This is a genomic window from Bacillus sp. FSL K6-1560, from assembly GCF_038592935.1.
GTDB classification, from domain to species: domain Bacteria; phylum Bacillota; class Bacilli; order Bacillales; family Bacillaceae; genus Bacillus; species Bacillus subtilis.
This window is the reverse complement of the sequence record NZ_CP151946.1, coordinates 1101382-1121893: the sequence shown is the minus strand read 5'-3', so window position 1 is coordinate 1121893 and position 20512 is coordinate 1101382. Positions and strand designations below refer to the sequence as shown.

The following is a 20512-nucleotide window of genomic DNA, read 5'->3' as shown; positions in this document are numbered from 1 at the left end:
TTCACTGATAACTGAAGAACGTGTAGTGCTTCTCGCTTTAATTGTTAACTAATTATATTTAAAGGTTAACAATTAGAATATATTATTCTCTCCTGTTTCTGTCAATAGAAGAAAGCATCGATTTATGGCAGTTGGTTAAAAGGAAACAAAAAGACCGTTTTCACATAAAACGGTCTTTTTCGAATTCTTTTTACAGTCACAGCCACTTTTGCAAAAACCGGACAGCTTCATGCCTCATAACTGCTGTTTCGAAATGTCCCGAAGCAGAACGGACCACTCGGTAGCAATCAGAAGCTCCCTGTCCAGCATAGACAGCTGTCAATTCTTTTTCGATTTTGTCCACGCCCTCGGCCGGCGTTAACCGGTCGTGTACACCAACAAGACTAAGGTGCGGGCGCGGCGCGATCAGGCTTTGGATCTCCGATGCGGAAAAATGCTTTGCAAGCGATGGGACGTAATAATAAAAGCCGTGCCTGTCAAGATTCTGTGTTTTGATCAGCACGTGATGATCCACCTGGCTGCACAAATCCACACACACCTTAATCCGGTCATCGAGCGCCGCTGTCCACCACGCCATCAAACCTCCCATAGACATGCCGATGGTTCCGATCCTGTCAGGCTGAACATCAGAGCGTGACTGCATATAGTCCAACGCACTTAAACTGTCATAAATCATCATCCCCCACATCACTTTTCCGGTGAGAAGCATTTCTTTAAATATCTCGCTTTCCGCTTTTCCCCGCCGATCTCCAAATCCCCAATGATCAATCGCAAGAACGCCGTATCCGAGTGAAGTAAGCTCATCAGAAAAAGAAGGCGTTTTCAAATAATCCGCTCCCTCAATCAGCTCACTTTTTCCCCTATCATACTGGCCCCCATGCGAATGCTGAAACAATACGGCTGGGCACGGTCCTTCTGTTTTCTTCGGCTTCACAAAATAAGCGGGCACCTTTTCATGTCCATTTAAATCGAGCAGGAGCGTTTCAACAATATTTTCTTCTCTTTCTTCAATACGTAATGTCTCAACACTGATTGGCCTCCGATCAGGCAAATCACCAAGCAAACGAAACAGTTGCTTTCTTCTTTCGACTCTCATCCCATCACCCTTCCTTTTTCGCTTACTTCACATTTACGAGACAGATCTGGGTTCCCCTTTATTTTTCCAACATAAATCACATCATTTACTAAATATTTAGTAAATATAACGAAATATTCCGAAAACAATTATTGTAACCGCTTACTTTTATATGATAGTATCAATTTATCAAAAACAGATGAGTTAATATTTTACTAAATAGATGAGAGGGATACCCATGGTTCGTATTAAAGATATCGCCTTGAAAGCTAAAGTTTCCAGCGCAACTGTGTCCAGAATTTTAAATGAAGATGAGTCGCTTTCTGTTGCGGGCGAAACGAGACAAAGAGTCATCAACATCGCTGAAGAGCTTGGTTATCAAAGCGTTGCCAAACGCCGAAAATCCCGCGGGCAAAAACAGCGGGCTCAGCCGCTGATCGGTGTGCTGAGCTGTCTGTCCCCTGATCAGGAAAGGCAGGACCCTTATTTTTCTTCCATTCGGAAAGGGATTGAAAAGGAATGCTTTGAACAGGAAATTTTCATTACAAATTCGATTCATCTCGGCTCCTTTCAGGAACATATCTTTCGGGAATTGGATGGTGTCATTGTCATCGGCCGTGTTCATGATGAAGCGGTTAAGCATATCAGCGGGAGGCTGGAGCATGCCGTATTTATCAATCATTCACCAGATCCGCAAGCATACGATTCGATTGGAATTGATTTTGAATCGGCTTCACGCCAGGCGATTGATCACCTTCTCGACTTAGGCTACAAACGGTTAGGCTACATTGGCGGACAAGAAAAAGAGCATACGCTGAAGGACGGCCAAAGCATTCGCAGAACGATTGAAGATAAACGCCTGACCGCTTTTTTGGAGTCAGCCGCCCCCCAGCCTGAGCATGTGCTGATCGGAGAATACAGCATGCGTGAGGGCTATCGCCTGATGAAGAAAGCAATCGATCAAGGCCATCTGCCGGAATCATTCTTTATTGCCAGCGATTCTATGGCGATCGGCGCATTAAAAGCGCTTCAGGAAGCCGGACTGCAAGTGCCGCGGGATACCGCAATCGTCAGCTTTAACGGCATTGAGGAAGCTGAATTTGCCAGCACGCCTTTAACGACGGTGAAGGTATACACAGAGGAAATGGGCCGGACAGGCGTAAAACTGCTGCTTGACCGTCTCAATGGCCGAACGCTTCCTCACCATGTCACCCTGCCTACAACATTAATCGTAAGACAAAGCTGCGGATGTACAGCAAAGGAGGTGACATAAGCAAAGATTCATCACGATGATAAGGAGGAAAAGATGAAACACACTTTTGTTTTATTTCTCTCTCTTATTCTGCTTGTTCTGCCCGGGTGTTCAGCTGAGAAAAGCTCAGCAGATACCGCAAAAAAGACGTTAACCATTTATTCTACAATGTCAACCGACAGTGAAAGAGATACGTTCAGAAAACTAGCGGCAGCATTCGAAAAGGAACACAGTGACATTCATGTCAGCCTTCATTTCCCAGGCAATGACTATGAAAATATGATGCGTGTCAGAATGGCGGCCAATGATTTGCCAGATCTATTCGATACACATGGCTGGGGGAAAATCAGGTACGGTGAATATACAGCGGATCTCCGGGATATGGAATGGACTCAAGATCTTGATCCCAATTTAAACAGCATCCTCAAAAATAAAAGCGGAAAGGTGTATGCCTATCCGATCAATCAGGCAAAAGACGGTCTGGCGTATAACCGCAATATTTTAGACCGTTACGGCATTGCTCCGCCGGAAACCATGGATGACTTTATCAAAGCACTGAGAACGATTAAAGAAAAGAGCAAGGGAAGCATTGTTCCCTTCTGGTTTGCCGGCTATGACAAAAGCTCATTCGCTCAATATTACGACCAATTCGCTACACCTCTTCTCATCACAGACCTTGCCCATAATGAAAAAAAACAGCTCATCAATGGCACTTTTCAATGGAGTAAATTCACTTATTTATCAGAAATCCTCAAACAAATGCAGAAAGAAAAATTGATTAACATCGACGCCGTCACGGCAAAAAAATCACAGCTCATTGAATTAATGGCCCAAAACAAAATCGCCTTTACAATGCAAGGCGGCACCCTCGGCCAAGACGTTGCCCAGATCAATCCGAACGTCAAGATCGGCATTATCCCGACACCCGCCATACATCCCGGTGATAACCCGATATGGATCGGCGGTGAACGCTACACGCTTGCAGCATGGAAAGATTCGCCTCAATTAAAAGAGGCAAAAGAATTTATCGCATTTATGGCCCGCCCGGCCAATGCCAAACAAATGGCTGAAGCCACATCGCTTCCTTCAGGGCTGACCAATGTGAAAGCTGATATTTTCTACGCAAACGATTATGAGCATTATCAAGATGTCAAAGTCGAGCCTTACTTCGACCGGTTATACTTGCCAAACGGAATGTGGGATGTCCTGGGCACGGTTGGGCAGGAGCTGGCGGCTGACATTTTGGGGCCTCAAGACATTTCGCAGAAGCTGGGAAGAGAATATAAACGACTCCGGGAGCAATCGGAAACACAGGGAGCTGAAAACAATGAGTGAGATCGCAAGGGACGTTCATGTGAAACAGGTTAAGCCAAAAAAACAGTCCTCACTTTGGTGGATGTACATTCCTGCTTTGCTCTCCGTTCTGGTCTTTATGATTTATCCGTTTGTGAAAGGCACATTGATTACCTTTACAAACTGGAACGGCTTTTCACAAGTTTACCAATGGGTTGGATTCGCGCAATATGAAAGGCTGTTTTCTGATCCTGATACTTGGCATATCTTAAAAAACACTCTGCTTTACGGGCTTGGCAGCACCTTTTTTCAAAATGTGGTCGGGCTTCTGTACGCTCTGCTCTTAAATCAAAGCATTAAAACGAAAGCGGTAACAAGAACAATTGTGTATTTGCCGGTGATGATCAGCCCGCTCATTATGGGCTACATTTGGTACTTTTTCTTCTCCTATGACGGAGGCGCGCTCAACGATTTGCTCGGGGTCTTCGGCATCAGCCCTATTAATGCGCTCGCCAGTCCCTCGCTCAATCCATGGATCATTGTCATGATTAACACCTATCAATATGTCGGGATCGCTATGGTTGTCTACTTAGCCGGTCTGCAAAGCATTCCGAAAGACTACTATGAAGCGGCGCAAATGGATGGCGCGAAACAAGGCCAGCAGTTTTTTACCATCACGCTGCCGCTGTTAATGCCCTCCATTACCATTAATATGGTCATCAACATTATCGGAGGCTTAAAGCTGTTTGACGTCATCATTGCACTCACCGCTGGCGGCCCCGGAAATGCGTCACAATCCATGTCCACATTTATGTATGATTTGTATTTCAAACGGCAGGATGCCGGCTATGCCGCAACGCAAGGCATATTTATGGCATTTGTCATTTTGATCATCAGCTTTTGCGCGCTTGCGTACTTTAAAAGAAAGGAGACGGAAATGTCATGAGAGCCGCCCGTACAAAAAGCATGCGGATCATTACGCTTCTTGCAGCCATTGTGGCCTGTGCGCATTTTATTCCTTTTTATATCCTGCTGACCACTTCATTGAAAGCAAAAGGAGACTACAGTTCGAAATGGATATTTCCAGCCGACATCTCCTTTCATAATTTTTCAGAGGCGTGGGAGCGCGCTTCGCTAGGAAACTCTTTTATAAACACCATGATCATCACAGGTTTTTCTGCCTTGTTATTAATTATATTCGGCTCACTTGCCGCCTACCCGCTTGCCCGGCGGGAAACGAAACTGAATAAAGCCGTTTTTGCCTTGCTGATTTCCATTATGATCATCCCTCCGTTAACGTCCATGGTTCCTTTGTACCGAATGGTCGTGGACGCCGGAATGGTCAATACACACGCAATCGCCATTTTCATCAATACAGCGGCTTACATGCCTTTAACCGTATTCTTATATTCAGGCTTTATCCGATCGACCATTCCAAAAGAGCTTGAAGAAGCCGCAAGAATTGACGGCGCAGGCATGCTGAAAATCTTTTTTACGATTGTGTTTCCTCTGCTGAAGCCGATCACTGCGACCATCTGTATTATTTCTTGTGTCTTTATTTGGAACGACTATCAATTTGCCATTTTCTTTTTACAAGATCAAAAGGTTCAGACATTAACAGTAGCCATGGCAGGTTTTTTCGGAGAAAACGCAAACAACCTTCATTTAGTTGCCGCAGCGGCACTTATGGCAATGCTGCCGATGGTTGTTCTGTTTTTGGCGCTGCAAAAATACTTTATTGCCGGCCTGTCTTCCGGAGCGGTAAAGGGTTAACATTAAAGGAGGAAGCAATATGAAAAAGATTACATTTATCGGTGCAGGGAGCACGATTTTCGCCAAAAATGTTTTGGGAGACTGCCTGTTAACAGAGGCACTGAATGGATTTGAGTTCGCTCTTTACGACATTGATCCCAAACGCCTGCAGGAATCCCAGCTCATGCTCGAAAATCTAAGAGACCGTTATAACCCAAGTGTGGCCATCAACAGCTATGATGACAGAAAACTCGCCTTGCAAAACGCAGGCTATGTCATCAATGCGATTCAGGTTGGAGGATACAAACCGAGCACAGTCATCGATTTCGAGATTCCTAAACGGCATGGGCTGCGCCAGACGATCGCCGATACAGTCGGCATCGGCGGGATATTCAGATCTCTCAGAACAATCCCGGTCTTATTTGATATCGCAAAAGATATGGAGGAAATGTGCCCTGACGCATGGTTCTTAAACTATACAAATCCAATGGCCACCCTTACAGGCGCCATGCTCCGCTATACCAATATCAAAACAATCGGGCTCTGCCACAGTGTTCAAGTGTGCACGAAGGATTTATTTAAAGCTCTCGGAATGGAGCATGACGGAATTGAGGAACGCATCGCAGGAATCAATCATATGGCTTGGCTTTTGGAAGTCAAAAAAGACGGCACAGATTTATATCCAGAAATCAAAAGGAGAGCGAAAGAAAAACAAAAAACAAAGCATCATGATATGGTGCGGTTTGAATTAATGGATAAGTTCGGCTATTATGTCACGGAATCGTCCGAACATAACGCAGAGTATCACCCATACTTTATTAAACGGAATTACCCTGAATTGATCAGCGAGCTGCAAATCCCGCTCGACGAATATCCGAGAAGGTGCGTCAAGCAAATTGAAAATTGGGAGAAAATGCGGGATGACATCGTCAACAATAAAAACCTTACGCACGAACGCTCAAAGGAATATGGTTCAAGAATTATAGAAGCAATGGAAACAAACGAACCATTCACCTTCGGAGGAAACGTCTTGAATACAGGGCTGATCACCAACCTTCCTTCAAAAGCGGTTGTGGAAGTGACATGCGTCGCCGACAGAAAAAAAATTACACCGTGCTTCGCCGGAGAACTGCCTGAGCAGCTTGCCGCCTTAAACCGGACGAATATTAATACACAGCTGATGACAATCGAAGCGGCTGTCACACGGAAAAAAGAAGCGGTTTACCAAGCTGCAATGCTTGATCCGCATACAAGCGCGGAGCTTTCCATGAAGGACATCATCTCCATGTGCGACGATTTATTTGCAGCACACGGCGATTGGCTTCCGGAATACAAATAAAAACTAGGGGACCGCTCTCCCCTAGTTTTTTGGTTTTGTTTCGCCTTCCCAGGCCATCATGCCGCCTTCAACATTGACTGTTTTAAAGCCTTGCTCATCCAGGTACTTGCAGACGTTCATGCTGCGCATTCCTGAGCGGCAGATAAATACGTACTCTTTGTCTTTATCAAGGGTTTCCATTTTTTCAGGAATATCCCCCATGCGAATATGAACGGCTTGCGGGATCATGCCTTCCGCTACCTCTTCATCTTCTCTGACATCAATTAAATATAATTCTTCGTCCGCCTCAATTTTTTCTTTCAAAGCGGCTGTGCTGATTTCTTTTATTTCCAAAGAAAACACTCCTATTCACAGTGATCATGTTCAGTATATCAAAGTCAGCTGAACGATTGCTATTCTGAGACTGATGAAAAAAATCCCCTTTTGGCAAAGGGGATTTTTTCTAGGCTTAGTTTGCCACAATATTGACAAGCTTGCCGGGCACCGCGATGATTTTCCGAATCGTTTTGCCTTTAAGCTGCTCTTTGACCTTTTCATCTGCTTGAGCAAGCTGTTCCAGCTGTTCTTTCGTTGCATCGGCAGGAACCTGTAATTTCGCTTTTACTTTTCCGTTCAGCTGAACAACGATTTCAACTTCATCATCCACAAGTTTTGTTTCATCATATACAGGCCAAGCTTCGTAGGCAATTGTGCCGGAATGGCCAAGCTTCTCCCAAAGCTCTTCCGCTAAGTGTGGCGCGATAGGAGAAAGAAGCTTCACGAAGCCTTCCATATATTCTTTCGGCAGTTCTGTTGCTTTATAAGCTTCATTAATAAAGACCATCAGCTGGGAAATACCTGTGTTGAAACGAAGGCCTTCATAATGGTCTGTGACTTTCATAACCGTTTCATGATAGACGCGCTCCAATGTTTCACCAGCGCCTTCAACGATTTTGCCATTAAGCTCACCGTTTTCTTCAACAAATAGGCGCCATACACGGTCAAGGAAACGACGCGCACCGTCTAATCCTGATTCAGACCAGGCGATTGAAGCATCAAGAGGTCCCATGAACATTTCGTACAATCTCAGCGTATCAGCGCCGTGAGAGGACACGATTTCGTCAGGGTTGACAACGTTCCCTTTAGATTTACTCATTTTTTCGTTATTTTCGCCGAGAATCATTCCTTGGTTGTACAGCTTTTGGAACGGTTCTTTCGTCGGCACTACGCCGATATCATAAAGGAACTTATGCCAGAAGCGCGCATACAGAAGGTGAAGCACGGCATGCTCCGCACCGCCGATATACATATCGACCGGAAGCCATTTTTCCAATTTTTCTGGTGATGCCAGCTGATCCGGATTGTGCGGATCAATATAGCGCAAGAAATACCAGCAGCTTCCCGCCCATTGCGGCATTGTATTCGTTTCTCTTCTTCCTTTTTTCCCTGTCTCAGGGTCTGTGACTTCCACCCACTCTTTAATGTTCGCAAGCGGTGATTCGCCCGTTCCGCTCGGTTTGATTTCATCCGTTTTCGGCAAAATCAGCGGCAGCTCCTCTTCCGGGACAGCTGTTGACGTTCCGTCTTCCCAATGAATGACCGGAATCGGCTCGCCCCAATAACGCTGGCGGCTGAAGAGCCAGTCACGAAGACGGTACGTCACTTTCTTCTCACCGTTTTTCGTTTCTTCCAGCCAAGCGATCACTTTCTCAATCGCTTCCTGTTTGTGAAGGCCGTTCAGGAAATCAGAGTTCACGTGCTCGCCGTCGCCAGTATAAGCTGCTTCCTCAACGTTCCCGCCTTTTACGACTTCCTTCACCGGAAGGCCAAATGTTTTGGCGAATTCAAAATCACGCTCGTCGTGGCCTGGAACTGCCATGACAGCACCTGTTCCGTATGATGCAAGAACATAATCCGCAATCCAAATCGGCAGTTTTTCTCCGTTTACAGGATTGATCGCATACGCTCCTGTGAATACGCCTGTCTTTGTTTTCGCAAGATCTGTGCGTTCAAGGTCACTCTTTGATTGAATTTCTTTGATATAAGCTTCAACAGCTTCTTTTTGCTCAGCCGTTGTGATGTTTTCCACCAATGCGTGTTCCGGGGCAAGGACAGTGTATGTAGCGCCAAACAGCGTATCTGGTCTTGTTGTAAACACCGTAAAGGAATCATCATGTCCATCTATAGCAAAATGAACGTGAGCGCCTTCCGAACGGCCGATCCAGTTGCGCTGCATATCTTTAATGCTTTCCGGCCAATCAAGCTCTTCCAAATCCTCAAGGAGCCTGTCCGCATAAGCGGTGATTTTCAGCATCCACTGCTTCATTGGGCGTCTCTCTACCGGATGGCCGCCGCGTTCGCTCTTGCCGTCAATGACTTCTTCGTTGGCAAGAACAGTACCGAGCGCAGGGCACCAGTTTACAGGCACTTCGTCAACGTAAGCAAGGCCTTTTTCGTATAGCTTTAAGAAAATCCATTGCGTCCATTTATAGTATTCAGGGTCAGTCGTATTGATTTCGCGATCCCAGTCATATGAGAAGCCAAGCGCTTGAATTTGGCGGCGGAAGTTATCAATATTCTGCTTCGTAAACACAGCAGGGTCGTTCCCTGTGTCAAGGGCGTATTGTTCAGCTGGCAGGCCGAATGCGTCCCAGCCCATTGGATGAAGGACATCATAGCCCTGCATGCGCTTCATGCGGGACAGAATATCCGTAGCTGTGTATCCTTCAGGATGGCCGACGTGCAACCCAGCTCCAGACGGATAAGGAAACATGTCCAGCGCGTAAAATTTTTGTTTTTCATTATTATCAAGAGTGGCAAATGTTTTGTTTTCAAGCCAATATGTTTGCCATTTCTTTTCTATCTCTTTGTGCTGAAAACTCAAAGTAAAAACCTCCTTCTGATTGAATACGGCGTGTATGGTTCAAGTATTGACGGGAAGGAGAGGATTATATTCAGAATATTCCCAAACTAAAAAAAACTCCCTCATCCCAAAAAGGGACGAGAGACTTTCGTTTTCCCGCGGTACCACCCTCGTTAGCGCGGCATACGCCGCACTCACTTGATACTTTTAACGCAGTTATGCGTCAGCGGCTTTTCACCGCTGCAACTCTGAGGTGAGTTCGGAAACAAACTTGATTGACTTTCACCAGCCGTCAACTCTCTGCAACAATATCTGTTTCTTACTGCTCCTCTTCATTGTTCTTATCGCAACCGTAATCTAACTGTATTTTATAGAATTCTGTTCATAAGTGCAAGCAGGTTTGTATACAATGGGAATGTACCCTGAACGGGCGAAGATTGAGGACAATTATTCGGGTGGAGTTTTGGTTTGACGTTTGGACTCGGCCGGTTCGCCGCCGCTGTTCAGTTCTCTCACAAAGTCAAAACTTCTGAGAACAGCTTCACCGCCGTAGCCTGAGATAATGGATAAGATGACAAGTTGAATTCCTGAATCGGGGTCAGCGGATAATACAAGTAAAATGGAAGCTGTCATTCCGATAAACCAATCTTCCAAAAATCCAAGGTAGATAAACCGCTTCGTCATTCTGGGCTTCTCCAGCCTGCCTCTCTTTTTCACATGACCGAGAATCCCCATGATTCCTCCAATTACACAAGCAATAAGTACCTGATGCAGCATCTTCATCATCACCTTCCTAAAGCCCTTATTTCGTAAAGCGACTTCAGGCCATCCAGCCCCCTTAAACGATTCCGATGATTTTCGATATCTACATACCGGCAAATCTGTAAAAAGCTTGTTTCTTCCATTATATGTGAACACATGATCGGTAAGCTTGATGCATTGGATTCATTTTTCACCCAGTGACATTTACCTAGTCACCTATTTAGCATGTAGAAAACCTTTCCGTTCATATGTTCATATTCTGTTCTTATTTTTAGTGTATACGAGGACAAGCCCTAATGACAAACAACAAACTGCACTTGCTTGAATCAGAACATGTGTTGTGCTACGGTTACTGTAGAATTCATTTTAAAAAAGGGGAATATCAGGCTTTCGCATAGCAAGCTGACGGCCTAAGGGGGATTTATATGGCTAGTTTTCAATCATTTGGGATACCAGGACAGCTGGAAGTCATCAAAAAAGCGCTTGATCACGTGCGAGTCGGTGTGGTAATTACGGATCCCGCACTTGAAGATAATCCTATTGTCTACGTAAATCAAGGCTTTGTTCAAATGACCGGCTACGAAACCGAGGAAATTTTAGGAAAGAACTGCCGCTTCTTACAGGGAAAACACACAGATCCTGCAGAAGTGGACAACATCAGAACCGCTTTACAAAATAAAGAACCGGTCACCGTTCAGATTCAAAACTACAAAAAAGACGGAACGATGTTCTGGAATGAATTAAATATTGATCCAATGGAAATAGAGGATAAAACGTATTTTGTCGGAATTCAGAAAGACATCACCAAGCAAAAAGAGTATGAAAAGCTTCTCGAGGATTCCCTCACGGAAATTACTGCACTTTCAACTCCTATTGTCCCGATTCGCAATGGCATTTCAGCTCTTCCGCTAGTCGGAAACCTGACAGAGGAGCGATTTAATTCCATTGTTTGCACATTGACGAATATCTTATCAACATCCAAAGATGATTATTTGATCATTGATTTATCCGGATTGGCCCAAGTGAACGAACAAACGGCCGACCAAATTTTCAAGCTGAGCCATTTGCTGAAATTGACTGGAACTGAGTTAATCATTACTGGCATTAAGCCTGAATTGGCCATGAAAATGAATAAATTGGATGCCAATTTTTCGTCGCTGAAAACATTTTCAAATGTAAAGGATGCCGTTAAAGTGCTTCCGATTATGTAAAAAGATCCCGCTCATCCGGCGGGATCTTTCAGATTGTTGACAAAATCCTAAAATGGTTTTCATTTTAGGATTTTGTCATCTTTTCAGCGTGATTGAAAACCCTTGAAGTCTAGGAAGGACGAGCATAGGAGCGGAGCGAATGTTCTAATTCGTGAGCACCGAAGCGCAGGCCTGACAACGAATGCGAGGGTTTGTCGACACGCTGAAAGATCCCGCTCATTCGGCGGGATCTTTTATTATGAAGAAATTGATGCCTGCTTATTTGTTTCTTTAGCTGATTTTATCCGTTTGTCATATAGAAGCGTTGTGGCAATACTGATCAGCAGCAATACCAACAGAGATAAAACAAGGGCCTTAATGCCGTAATGATCGACAAGCCTCCGAACAGGGGACCAATCATTCTGCCGCCTGTCGCCGCACTGTTGACAAAGCCTTGATAAAAGCCTTCTTTCCCTTTAGGGGCAAGCTGATTGGCAATTGTCGGCACAGCAGGCCAAACAAGCATTTCTCCGATCGTCAGGATCACCATCGCAGCGAGAAACATCGGAAATTGCTTTGCAGTCAGCAGCATGCTGAAAGACACAATAAAAATGATAAAGCCGATGACCATTTGCGCTTTTAGCGACTCGGCCCATTTTTTCACCACAAAACTGACGAGCGGCTGGCCGAGCACAATGAGAATTCCGTTAACCGTCCAGAGCACGCTGTATAAGGAAAGAGATATTCCAATGCTTTGTGTGTACGAAGCAATTGTGGTGGACCATTGAGAATAAGCCAGCCATCCGAGTACATAGCCTCCGCTTAAAATGATCAATGCGGCAAATTTTGCTTTGCTGTTCACAGCATCATAATCAAGCACGGATGTTTGGGATGCATCGCCCGTCTGAATATTTCGAAATCCGAAATATACAACAAAGAAAAAGATCAGATACAATACGGCATTTGCCAAAAATACATATGAAAACGAGAAAGATGCCACGACACCGCCAAGTGCTGAACCGACGGCCACACCCGCGTTTTGCGCGACATATATCGCATTAAATGCCTTCCTTCCCCCTTCAGGCCATACCGATCCCGCCATTGCGTAGCTGGCCGGAAAAACTACACCGGAGCCAAAGCCCACAATCGTCAGCAGCACAATATAGGCTGGCCAATCATGAAAAAAGACAAGACCCATCAGGCTTGCTAACGTAATGGCTATCCCAAGCATAATCGATTTAAAACCGCCGATTTTATCAAACAAAAAACCTCCGCATAAATTACCAGCCACACTGGCGCCGGAGTTCAGCATCAGGACAAGTCCTGCTACCGTTAACGACTTTCCTAAATGATTATGGATATAAATCGTATTTAACGGCCATAAAAAAGAAGCACCCGTCACATTGATAAACATTCCAATGACTAAAATTTTAAGAGCACGCGGCATACTCATCCCCCTTTCTTACTTAAAAAAGCTCATGAAAAAAACGAAACCTAAGACGGCTCCGTACGAATCCAGTTATCATAGCACATTCATTCTATCTGTCTCTCTCACATTTTTCAACTGATGAACGTGAAAAAATCTAACAAATATTGTTTGAAAAATGTAAAATAAATAGAAAAAGGGGTCATATTATGGAAATGGTATTAGCATTCTTAGGTTTTCTGGCATGTCTCATTGCACTGGGCTATGGATTATATCACCTTGTCAGATATGTACTGAAAAAGGAAAAACGTTTCTCAAAGAGACTTTTTTGGCCGCTTTTCATTGGAGGCCTTGTGCTGCTCTTTACCGGAGCAGCATTGGCAGAACCTGACACTGCCGCAGCAAATGCCGAGAAAAAATATTCAGCGCTAAACGCCGAATATAAAAACCTCACAAAAGAACACGAAGAACTTGAGAAAGAATATAAATCTGTCAGCTCTGAAGCAAAGAAATTAAAAGACAACAAAGAAGATCAAGACAAGCTTGAGAAGCTTAAAAACGAAAATAGCGATCTAAAAAAGACTCAGAAATCATTAAAAGCTGAGATTAAAGAGCTTCAAGAAAATCAAAAACAGCTCAAAGAAGATGCAAAAACGGCAAAGGCTGAAAATGAAACACTCCGACAAGATAAAACAAAGCTTGAAAATCAATTAAAAGAGACGGAAAGCCAAACCGCCAGTTCTCATGAAGACACTGGAAGTTCTTCAAACAATACGAGTAAAAGTGATGAAACCAAAACAGCTGACAAAGCAGAAGGCTGTAATATCAAAGGAAGCAAAAACGGCATCTACCACACGCCAGGCAGTACATACTATGACCAGACAACCGATCCGGCTGAAATGTTTTGCTCAGTTGAAGAAGCTGAAGCCGCCGGTTATAGGGCGCCAAAACGATAAACAAAAAGCTCCAGAATGTCTGGAGCTTTTTCTGTTTCACAACGACGATTTAATGACCTTCTTATAATAAAGAACTGACAGAAAACCAAAAATGGAATAGAGCGCAGTATATAATACCATCACCATAATCATAGGCGTCCACACCTCTGATCCAAATAAGAACCAACCGGATTGGACGGCAAAGTAACTGTGGAAGAGGCCGACAACGAGCGGAATGCCGAAGTTGTACATTTGTTTGATGCGTATTCCCTTTATCAGGTCGCCCTGCGTAAAACCGAGTTTTCTTAAAATCGTATAGCTCGGTTTTTCATCTTCACTTTCACCCATTTGTTTAAAGTAAAGGATACAACCTGATGTAATCAGGAACGTTAACCCTAAGAAGCCGACGATGAACATCACCATACCAAACAGTGATTTTTGCGCAGCGCTTGTATCCAGTCTTGATAAATGCTCGTTTTTCTTGTTCACCTGTTGAAAAAGCTCATTTGCTTTTTCCATTTGATCGTCATGTTTCACATTGACGCCGATAAAGGTAGATTGCGCCAGCTGAATGCGGGGGTCCTTATCCTTGTTCAGCTGTTGAAACAGGCTGTCATCCACAATGACAGCGGGCATGCCCCCGCTTGTAAACGTGTAGGATACAAGAAACTCTTCTCTTAATCCTTTATATTTTAATGGCTGCGTCTCATGTTTGCTTTTTATTTTAATAACACCAGAGTCCTTGAAAACCATTATTTTTTGCAGCAAGTCGGTGTATCCTGAGAAAACGGCTTCTCCAGCCGCCACATCGACTCCTTTTACATCTTTGTCGCTAACAACAGCAAGCTGCATATTGCTGGGATCGCCCTGCATCTCTTTCGGAGTTCCATCCATGATATTTGCAATGTCAACATTTGCTTGCAGGACAGGTGTTGCCTTTTTTACAAACGAGATGTTGCTTTCCCTCAATCTGTTTTCAAATAACTTGGCATCTTTCTCATTCATGAATGAAAAATCAGCCGCTACATTTTGTTCAGCGGTCTTTTCTGACGAGTAATACGAGATATATGCAAGAGATAACAGCCCGATCGCAAGTGCTGAAACGGTTGTAATAATCGTCAGCAGCAGCGCATTCGATTTCATTCTGAACATGATCGATGACAGTGACAGGACCTCAGAAATATTTAAATAGCCGCCCTTGCTTTTTCGAATGATATTCGAGATAAACGTAACTGATCCTTTATAAAACAAAAACGTCCCGATAATGACGCTCCCCAGAATGAAGCTCATCGCAACAAACAGTTCATTAATGGTCTTAAATTTTCCGCCAAACAGCTCAGAAGACACATAGTATCCTGTCAAAATCAACACGATGCCTAAAGCGCCGATTATCATTTGGAAAAATGATATTTTCTTTACTTTGTCTTCAGTGGAGGACGTTACTTTAAACAAAGATAAAATACTCTGTTTTTTGATAAACGTATAATTCATGATCATGATCAAAAGGTAAATGCCGCAGAACACAATGACCGTTTGGACCAAGGCCTGCTCAGAAAAATGCAGTTTCGCATCCGCTTTGACATCGACAATTTTGAACAGAATCATCAAGACAAGCTTCGATATCGAAAACCCGGCCGCTACCCCGATCGCTAATGAACCGAAATACAGCATGACATTTTCTGCACTTAAGATGCGAAAAATTTTATGCTTCGTCATTCCAATCAATTGAAACAGCCCGATTTCTTTACTCCGTCTCTTAATAAAAATCGTATTGGCATATAAAATGAAGATCGCCACAACAGCCACAAGCAAAATCGAAGCGGTTTTAATAGCCGCGGCTCCCTTGATCGAAGCCTTCACTTCGTTAATTGCTGGGTCATACTGCAGCGTGACAAAGGCGAAATAAAGCGCCACGCTAAAGATGAGCGCAAACACATACAGATAGTAATTACGAAGATTCTTTTTCAAATTTCGCAGGATGAGCTGATTAATGTTCATGCTGCACCCCGCCTAACACGCCTTGCGTTTTCATAATATCCTGGAAAAACGTCTGCCTGTCCTGGCCCCCTTTATTCAGCTGTGTATACATTTGCCCGTCCTTAATAAAAATGACTCTGCCGCAGTAGCTGGCAGCGACGGGATCATGGGTAACCATAATAATCGTGGCGTTTCGTTTTTGATTGAGCTGGCTCAGCTTATTTAATAGATCAGAGGCCGATTTCGAATCAAGCGCGCCGGTCGGTTCATCAGCGAAAATAATGCTCGGGTCATGAATAAACGCTCTTCCGGCGGATGTTCTCTGCTTCTGGCCGCCGGAAATTTCATTCGGGTACTTATCCCGCAATTCATATATTCCCAGTTCCTTTGCAACTTCCTCAAACTTGCGATTGGCTTCCTTTTTTGACAGTTTCGTGATTGATAATGGCAGAAGGATATTTTCTTTCACTGTCAATGTGTCTAACAAATTGTAATCCTGAAAGATAAAGCCTAAATGCTGTTTTCTGAATTCAGCCAGCTGCTTTTCCTTCATAGCCGTCATGTCATTTCCATTAATATGAATGGTTCCGTGACTGACCTGATCGATTGAGGACAGTACATTAAGCAAAGTGGTTTTTCCTGACCCGGAAGCACCCATAATACTGACGAATTCGCCCTTTTCAATGTGAAGATCAATGCCCTTCAGCACTTCCTGTTTATTCAGCTTGTTTCCATAACTTTTTCGAATTTTATTCGCTTCTAAAATCATCATTTACGCAGTCTCCTTTATATTGGATAATCTCATTATAAAAAGGAATGCCGGGCTTTTCCTTCGATACGGCGAACAAAAAAGAAAAGCATGTGACATTTTCGTCACACGCTTATGACCCGTTCAAATTGATTCCGTTTCGGAAAGGTTAATGTAAAAACTGTCCCCGCACCGAACTCCGACTCAACATCAACATGAATCAATAACGGCGCCGCTGCTTTTTTCACCAAGTACAGCCCCATGCCAGTGGACGCTTGATTATGGTGATCTGTTGTGGATGTGAACCCTTTATCAAAAATACGCGGTACATCTTTTGGATCAATGCCCCTGCCACAGTCTTTCACTTGGAGCTTCGTCTGTTCCCCTTTTTGAAAGCTTTTGATCTCAATTTCAGAGGCTTCGCTGTATTTCACCGCATTTGTCAGCAGCTGCCTGATGATAAACGCCAGCCATTTTGCATCACTCAGCACTTCTTCAGCCTCAAGCTGTATGTCAAAACCGACCCCTTTTTGGATACACCACGATTGTAAATCTTTGATTTCCTTGAAAATCAAAGGCTGAAGCTGAATAAATTCTACAGACAGATCGTTTTCAATAAATGAAATGCGTTTTTGATGAAGCTGCTGATCAAGAAGCAGGTGAATACGCAGCCATTCATATGACAGCTGGGATTTCAAAGCTTTTTCTTCCATTCTGTCAATGATTAAATGCATTGCTGTTAATGGGGTTTTGACCTCATGAATCCATGCCATCAGTTCATCTTTTTCATTTTCCAATGCTAAGCGATGCTGTGTTGCAGTCTGCTTCAAGTGTTTCGTTTGCCCGGTAATACTTCTGTCAACGATTGCTTCAAATGGCGTTTCCGGTTCATTTATAGCTGTCACATCGAGATTGTTCTCCCATGTTTTCAAGCTTTTATAAAACGCTGTTTCTTTCCGATAGCGGAACCAAAGGAATATGATAAAAAACAAGATGCACAAATACACCATATAAAGTACATTCCCAAATGATATGGAAGGATCGACAAAAGCAATGAACAGCATCAAAGCCTGCTGAAACAAAAACGCGGCAATCCAGCTCCGCCTTTCGATAAGGAATGCTTTAATCATAGAACTTGTCCTCTTCCTTCGCGATGTAGCCCTGGCCCACCTTTGTCTCGATATATGCGCCAAGCTGCAGGACGTCCAGTTTTTTTCGCAGGCGATTGACATTGACGGTCAGCGTATTATCACTAACAAAACGCTCATCGTTCCACAAGCTTCTGATCAGCTCTTCACGGCTGACGATCTTGTTTTTTTGCTCTATTAATTGTTTTAGAATGAACATTTCATTTTTGGTCAGTTCAACAGATCCTTTGTCATTGCTGACGAGGTTCTGCTCCGCGTCTACAGCAGCGCCGCACCACGTTTTAATCGTACTCGGCTCCGTATTATAATGGTGCACACGCCGGAACATCGCTTGGATTTTCGCGATCAGCACATCAAAATGAAATGGCTTTTGAATAAAGTCATCTGCCCCGAGCTGCATGGACATCACCATATCAGCAGGATGATCCCGGGAGGATAAAAAGAGAATCGGAACATTTGACCGGGAGCGGATCAGCCGGCACCAATGAAAGCCGTCAAATTTAGGCAGCTGTACATCAATAATGACACAATCAGGATTAACCGCCGAAAATTCCTGCAGCACCTGACTGAAATCCTGAATGCCGTATACATCATAGGACCATCCCGTTAAACGATCCTTGATTTCATGAAACAGCGATTCATCATCTTCAATCAGCAAAAGTTTAAACAATCGACTCACCGCACTTTTTCCTTTTTTATCAAGTGTATAGCAAAACGCCAGCATGCGCTATAGAAAAAGCCGGCTGTCTTAGCCGGCTCGTTCGCATTATAGTTCTCTTCTCAACGCTGTCAGCACGTTGGTTTTTGTTGCTTTTCTCGCCGGGTTCATTCCGGAAATGACTGCGACCCCTCCGCAAATCACAACGGCAATGATCACAAGACTCGCCGGGATGTAGGAGAATGTGTAATTCAAGTCGCCCGCATCGCTACCGCTTGTGGCCGCAAGAATCATCGGAACGGCCAGGTTGACAAGGTAGCTCACGCCGTAAGAAATGATAATCCCAATCACACAGCCTAAAATTCCGATATACGCGCTTTCCATCAAGAACATTCGGCGAATGATTGACGGGCTCGCCCCAATCGCTTTCATAATGCCGATCTCTTGCGTTCTCTCTGTCACCGCCATCGTCATCGTGTTAAAAATGCCGATCGCTGAAATGATAACTGCGATACATCCGACAAAGATCAGTCCTATTTTGAAGACCATGAAGAAGGTATTGGCTCCCTCAAGTTCGGTAGTCACTGATGTGACATAGTACCCGTCATCTGTTAGATCATTTGTCAGCTGTTCCACATTCTCAAACTTATCAGCAAAAACACCAATGTTCGTTTCAACATTTCCGCCTTTGAAATCTAAGAATTCCGAAAAATCTTTTTTGAATTGATCACTGATAAAAATGTTTGAGTCCTCCATCCAGTCTTGAGATGGTTTTTTTGTAATACCGACAATTTTAAAGTCATATGCTTTTGTTTTTGTAACATCCCCTGTTTTAGGATCTGTCTTCGATACACTTAGTTCTATTGTTTTGTTCAGAATATCTTTCGTATAGCCCTTTGGTTCTTTTATATCTTCTGGATTTCCTTTTGCTTCTTCGATTTTTTTGTTATATTCTTCCGATTCTTTTTTCGTCAATAATCTCTTTGCGAAGTCGTATCCTACTACGATTTCATTTTCTGACTTTGCGACTCTTCCCTTTTCCAATTCCATATTGGCCTTTAATTCATCATTCATATTAGTAAAAATGAGATTTGAGCTTTCATTTGTACGATTGCCTAAAGTAGCTTTGTTTGGTTCATACACTTGCGTTCTTTCTACAACTGACCTTACGTGATCATACTTCTCTAAATCAGCTTTTTTAATCGGCTTGTCTCCTTCCTTGCCCATTACACTGACTTTCGTTACAATCTGCTGGCTCATTGTCATATCTGTAATTGTCTTTTGAATCCCAAATCCAACGGACGACAGCACAACCAAAAACGCACACGCCATCGTTGTTGCAAGAATCGTCATAAAGACGCGAAGTCTGTTTTTCTTCATATTTCTTCTGATAAAATGAACCTGATCCTTAAACCTCAACGGTAATTCCTCCTTTTAGCACACCATCATGAAGCTGAAATTTTGAATGTCCGATAGAAGCGACTTCATCATCGTGAGTAATGATCACAAATGTAATGCCACGCTCACGATTCAGCTGCTGGATCAATTCCAGCACTTCATGTTCCGTTTCTGAATCAAGGCTTCCCGTCGGCTCATCCGCTAAGATAATCGAAGGATTTAAAATCAACGCTCGAGCAATACTGACACGCTGCTGCTGGCCGCCTGACAGTTCATTCGGATAATGAGCGGCGTGGTTTTCCAGACCGACACGTTTCAGCATGTCCTGCACCTTTTGCTTCCGCTCAGATGGCTTGATTCCTTTTAACGCCAGCGGCATTTCTACATTTTCATACGTCGTTAAGCCCGGGATGAGCTGAAAGCTTTGGAAAATAAACCCGAAATGATCAAGCCGAAATTGCGCCCATTCCTTTTCATTAAACCCCGTAACATCAGTGCCATTAATGACAATCCGCCCTTTTGTCGGCGATATGTAGCCGGAAATCAAATTCAAAAGCGTTGATTTCCCTGAGCCGCTTCGCCCGACAATACAGGCGATCTCACCTTTCGCCACACGTAATGAAACATCCTTCAATACTGGAACTTCATTCTCACGGCCCTTTTTTCCGATCGTGAAAGAATGGTCGATATGCTGAACATCTATCATATGTTCTCTCT

The 20512-nt window shown here is 43.8% G+C and carries 17 protein-coding genes, 1 pseudogene and 1 other annotated feature; of the genes and pseudogenes, 7 read left to right on the top strand and 11 right to left on the bottom strand.

Annotated elements, in window-relative coordinates; genetic code table 11:
- Positions 1-196: 196 nt before the first annotated feature.
- Positions 197-1096, bottom strand: coding sequence for an alpha/beta hydrolase (locus tag NYE22_RS06015; protein ID WP_161986272.1), 900 nt, complete (start codon positions 1094-1096; stop codon positions 197-199).
- A 217-nt stretch (positions 1097-1313) separates the two neighbouring features.
- On the opposite strand from NYE22_RS06015, the gene NYE22_RS06010 reads away from it, so the two are divergent.
- From NYE22_RS06010 to melA, 5 genes are read left to right on the top strand one after another with little or no spacing between them, the layout of a single operon-like run.
- On the top strand, positions 1314-2348 hold the full coding sequence (locus NYE22_RS06010; RefSeq protein WP_342412383.1) for a LacI family DNA-binding transcriptional regulator: 1035 nt from the start codon (positions 1314-1316) through the stop codon (positions 2346-2348).
- 33 nt (positions 2349-2381) lie between these two features.
- Positions 2382-3662: an ABC transporter substrate-binding protein gene (locus NYE22_RS06005; protein WP_072173633.1), complete on the top strand. Its 1281-nt coding sequence runs from the start codon at positions 2382-2384 to the stop codon at positions 3660-3662.
- Positions 3655-4566: a sugar ABC transporter permease gene (locus tag NYE22_RS06000; RefSeq protein WP_015251409.1), complete on the top strand. Its 912-nt coding sequence runs from the start codon at positions 3655-3657 to the stop codon at positions 4564-4566. The genes NYE22_RS06005 and NYE22_RS06000 overlap by 8 nt, the downstream gene beginning before the upstream one ends.
- Positions 4563-5393 (top strand): carbohydrate ABC transporter permease, encoded by an 831-nt coding sequence (locus NYE22_RS05995; protein WP_014480612.1) that lies wholly within the window; start codon positions 4563-4565, stop codon positions 5391-5393. The genes NYE22_RS06000 and NYE22_RS05995 overlap by 4 nt, the downstream gene beginning before the upstream one ends.
- A gap of 19 nt (positions 5394-5412) precedes the next feature.
- A complete protein-coding gene (gene melA / locus NYE22_RS05990; protein WP_161986274.1) occupies positions 5413-6711 on the top strand; it encodes an alpha-galactosidase MelA in 1299 nt (432 codons plus the stop codon).
- A 21-nt stretch (positions 6712-6732) separates the two neighbouring features.
- Here melA and NYE22_RS05985 read toward each other — a convergent pair whose 3' ends face one another.
- The 3 genes from NYE22_RS05985 to NYE22_RS05975 all read right to left on the bottom strand — a co-directional run bounded on the left by NYE22_RS05985 (position 6733) and on the right by NYE22_RS05975 (position 10336).
- Positions 6733-7044, bottom strand: coding sequence for a rhodanese-like domain-containing protein (locus tag NYE22_RS05985; RefSeq protein ID WP_004398993.1), 312 nt, complete (start codon positions 7042-7044; stop codon positions 6733-6735).
- Between the two features lie 115 nt (positions 7045-7159).
- Positions 7160-9574 (bottom strand): leucine--tRNA ligase, encoded by a 2415-nt coding sequence (gene leuS, locus NYE22_RS05980; protein WP_342412382.1) that lies wholly within the window; start codon positions 9572-9574, stop codon positions 7160-7162.
- 109 nt (positions 9575-9683) lie between these two features.
- Positions 9684-9898, bottom strand: a binding site (T-box leader).
- 102 nt (positions 9899-10000) lie between these two features.
- Complete coding sequence (locus NYE22_RS05975; RefSeq protein ID WP_003246114.1) at positions 10001-10336, bottom strand: DUF4257 domain-containing protein; 336 nt, start codon at positions 10334-10336, stop codon at positions 10001-10003.
- Between the two features lie 404 nt (positions 10337-10740).
- Here NYE22_RS05975 and NYE22_RS05970 point away from each other — a divergent pair, with 404 nt between their 5' ends.
- The gene (locus NYE22_RS05970; RefSeq protein WP_014477717.1) at positions 10741-11526 is read left to right on the top strand and encodes a blue-light photoreceptor; all 786 of its coding nucleotides are present in this window, start codon (positions 10741-10743) and stop codon (positions 11524-11526) included.
- Between the two features lie 236 nt (positions 11527-11762).
- On the opposite strand, the pseudogene NYE22_RS05965 reads toward NYE22_RS05970, so the two are convergent.
- Positions 11763-12952, bottom strand: a pseudogene (locus NYE22_RS05965) (MFS transporter).
- A gap of 188 nt (positions 12953-13140) precedes the next feature.
- Here NYE22_RS05965 and NYE22_RS05960 point away from each other — a divergent pair.
- Positions 13141-13887, top strand: a complete 747-nt coding sequence (locus NYE22_RS05960; protein ID WP_259013371.1) for an LMBR1 domain-containing protein — start codon at positions 13141-13143, stop codon at positions 13885-13887.
- A 36-nt stretch (positions 13888-13923) separates the two neighbouring features.
- Here NYE22_RS05960 and bceB read toward each other — a convergent pair whose 3' ends face one another.
- The 6 genes from bceB to ytrE form a co-directional block, all read right to left on the bottom strand.
- Positions 13924-15864 (bottom strand): bacitracin ABC transporter permease BceB, encoded by a 1941-nt coding sequence (gene bceB, locus NYE22_RS05955; RefSeq protein WP_106611039.1) that lies wholly within the window; start codon positions 15862-15864, stop codon positions 13924-13926.
- Positions 15854-16615, bottom strand: a complete 762-nt coding sequence (bceA, locus tag NYE22_RS05950) for a bacitracin ABC transporter ATP-binding protein BceA (RefSeq protein WP_014477722.1) — start codon at positions 16613-16615, stop codon at positions 15854-15856. The genes bceB and bceA overlap by 11 nt, the downstream gene beginning before the upstream one ends.
- Before the next feature lie 101 nt (positions 16616-16716).
- Positions 16717-17721: a two-component sensor histidine kinase BceS gene (gene bceS, locus NYE22_RS05945; RefSeq protein ID WP_072175869.1), complete on the bottom strand. Its 1005-nt coding sequence runs from the start codon at positions 17719-17721 to the stop codon at positions 16717-16719.
- Positions 17714-18409 carry a two-component response regulator BceR gene (gene bceR / locus NYE22_RS05940; protein WP_031315258.1) on the bottom strand — a complete coding sequence of 232 codons (696 nt, stop codon included), beginning with the start codon at positions 18407-18409 and terminating at the stop codon, positions 17714-17716. The genes bceS and bceR overlap by 8 nt, the downstream gene beginning before the upstream one ends.
- Before the next feature lie 96 nt (positions 18410-18505).
- Positions 18506-19816, bottom strand: coding sequence for an ABC transporter permease YtrF (ytrF, locus tag NYE22_RS05935; RefSeq protein ID WP_021480351.1), 1311 nt, complete (start codon positions 19814-19816; stop codon positions 18506-18508).
- A complete protein-coding gene (ytrE, locus tag NYE22_RS05930) occupies positions 19806-20501 on the bottom strand; it encodes an ABC transporter ATP-binding protein YtrE (protein WP_014477726.1) in 696 nt (231 codons plus the stop codon). The genes ytrF and ytrE overlap by 11 nt, the downstream gene beginning before the upstream one ends.
- Positions 20502-20512 lie beyond the last annotated feature (11 nt).

Bases quoted from the DNA above. Each gene is read 5' to 3' on its own strand.
- bceS (WP_072175869.1), bottom strand. From the start codon at position 17,721: ATGATTAAAGCATTCCTTATCGAAAGGCGGAGCTGGATTGCCGCGTTT.
- bceA (WP_014477722.1), bottom strand. From the start codon at position 16,615: ATGATGATTTTAGAAGCGAATAAAATTCGAAAAAGTTATGGAAACAAG.
- melA (WP_161986274.1), top strand. From the start codon at position 5,413: ATGAAAAAGATTACATTTATCGGTGCAGGGAGCACGATTTTCGCCAAA.
- NYE22_RS06010 (WP_342412383.1), top strand. From the start codon at position 1,314: ATGGTTCGTATTAAAGATATCGCCTTGAAAGCTAAAGTTTCCAGCGCA.
- ytrE (WP_014477726.1), bottom strand. From the start codon at position 20,501: ATGATAGATGTTCAGCATATCGACCATTCTTTCACGATCGGAAAAAAG.
- NYE22_RS05960 (WP_259013371.1), top strand. From the start codon at position 13,141: ATGGAAATGGTATTAGCATTCTTAGGTTTTCTGGCATGTCTCATTGCA.
- NYE22_RS05975 (WP_003246114.1), bottom strand. From the start codon at position 10,336: ATGAAGATGCTGCATCAGGTACTTATTGCTTGTGTAATTGGAGGAATC.
- NYE22_RS05995 (WP_014480612.1), top strand. From the start codon at position 4,563: ATGAGAGCCGCCCGTACAAAAAGCATGCGGATCATTACGCTTCTTGCA.
- bceB (WP_106611039.1), bottom strand. From the start codon at position 15,864: ATGAACATTAATCAGCTCATCCTGCGAAATTTGAAAAAGAATCTTCGT.
- NYE22_RS05970 (WP_014477717.1), top strand. From the start codon at position 10,741: ATGGCTAGTTTTCAATCATTTGGGATACCAGGACAGCTGGAAGTCATC.
- NYE22_RS06015 (WP_161986272.1), bottom strand. From the start codon at position 1,096: ATGAGAGTCGAAAGAAGAAAGCAACTGTTTCGTTTGCTTGGTGATTTG.
- NYE22_RS06005 (WP_072173633.1), top strand. From the start codon at position 2,382: ATGAAACACACTTTTGTTTTATTTCTCTCTCTTATTCTGCTTGTTCTG.
- NYE22_RS06000 (WP_015251409.1), top strand. From the start codon at position 3,655: ATGAGTGAGATCGCAAGGGACGTTCATGTGAAACAGGTTAAGCCAAAA.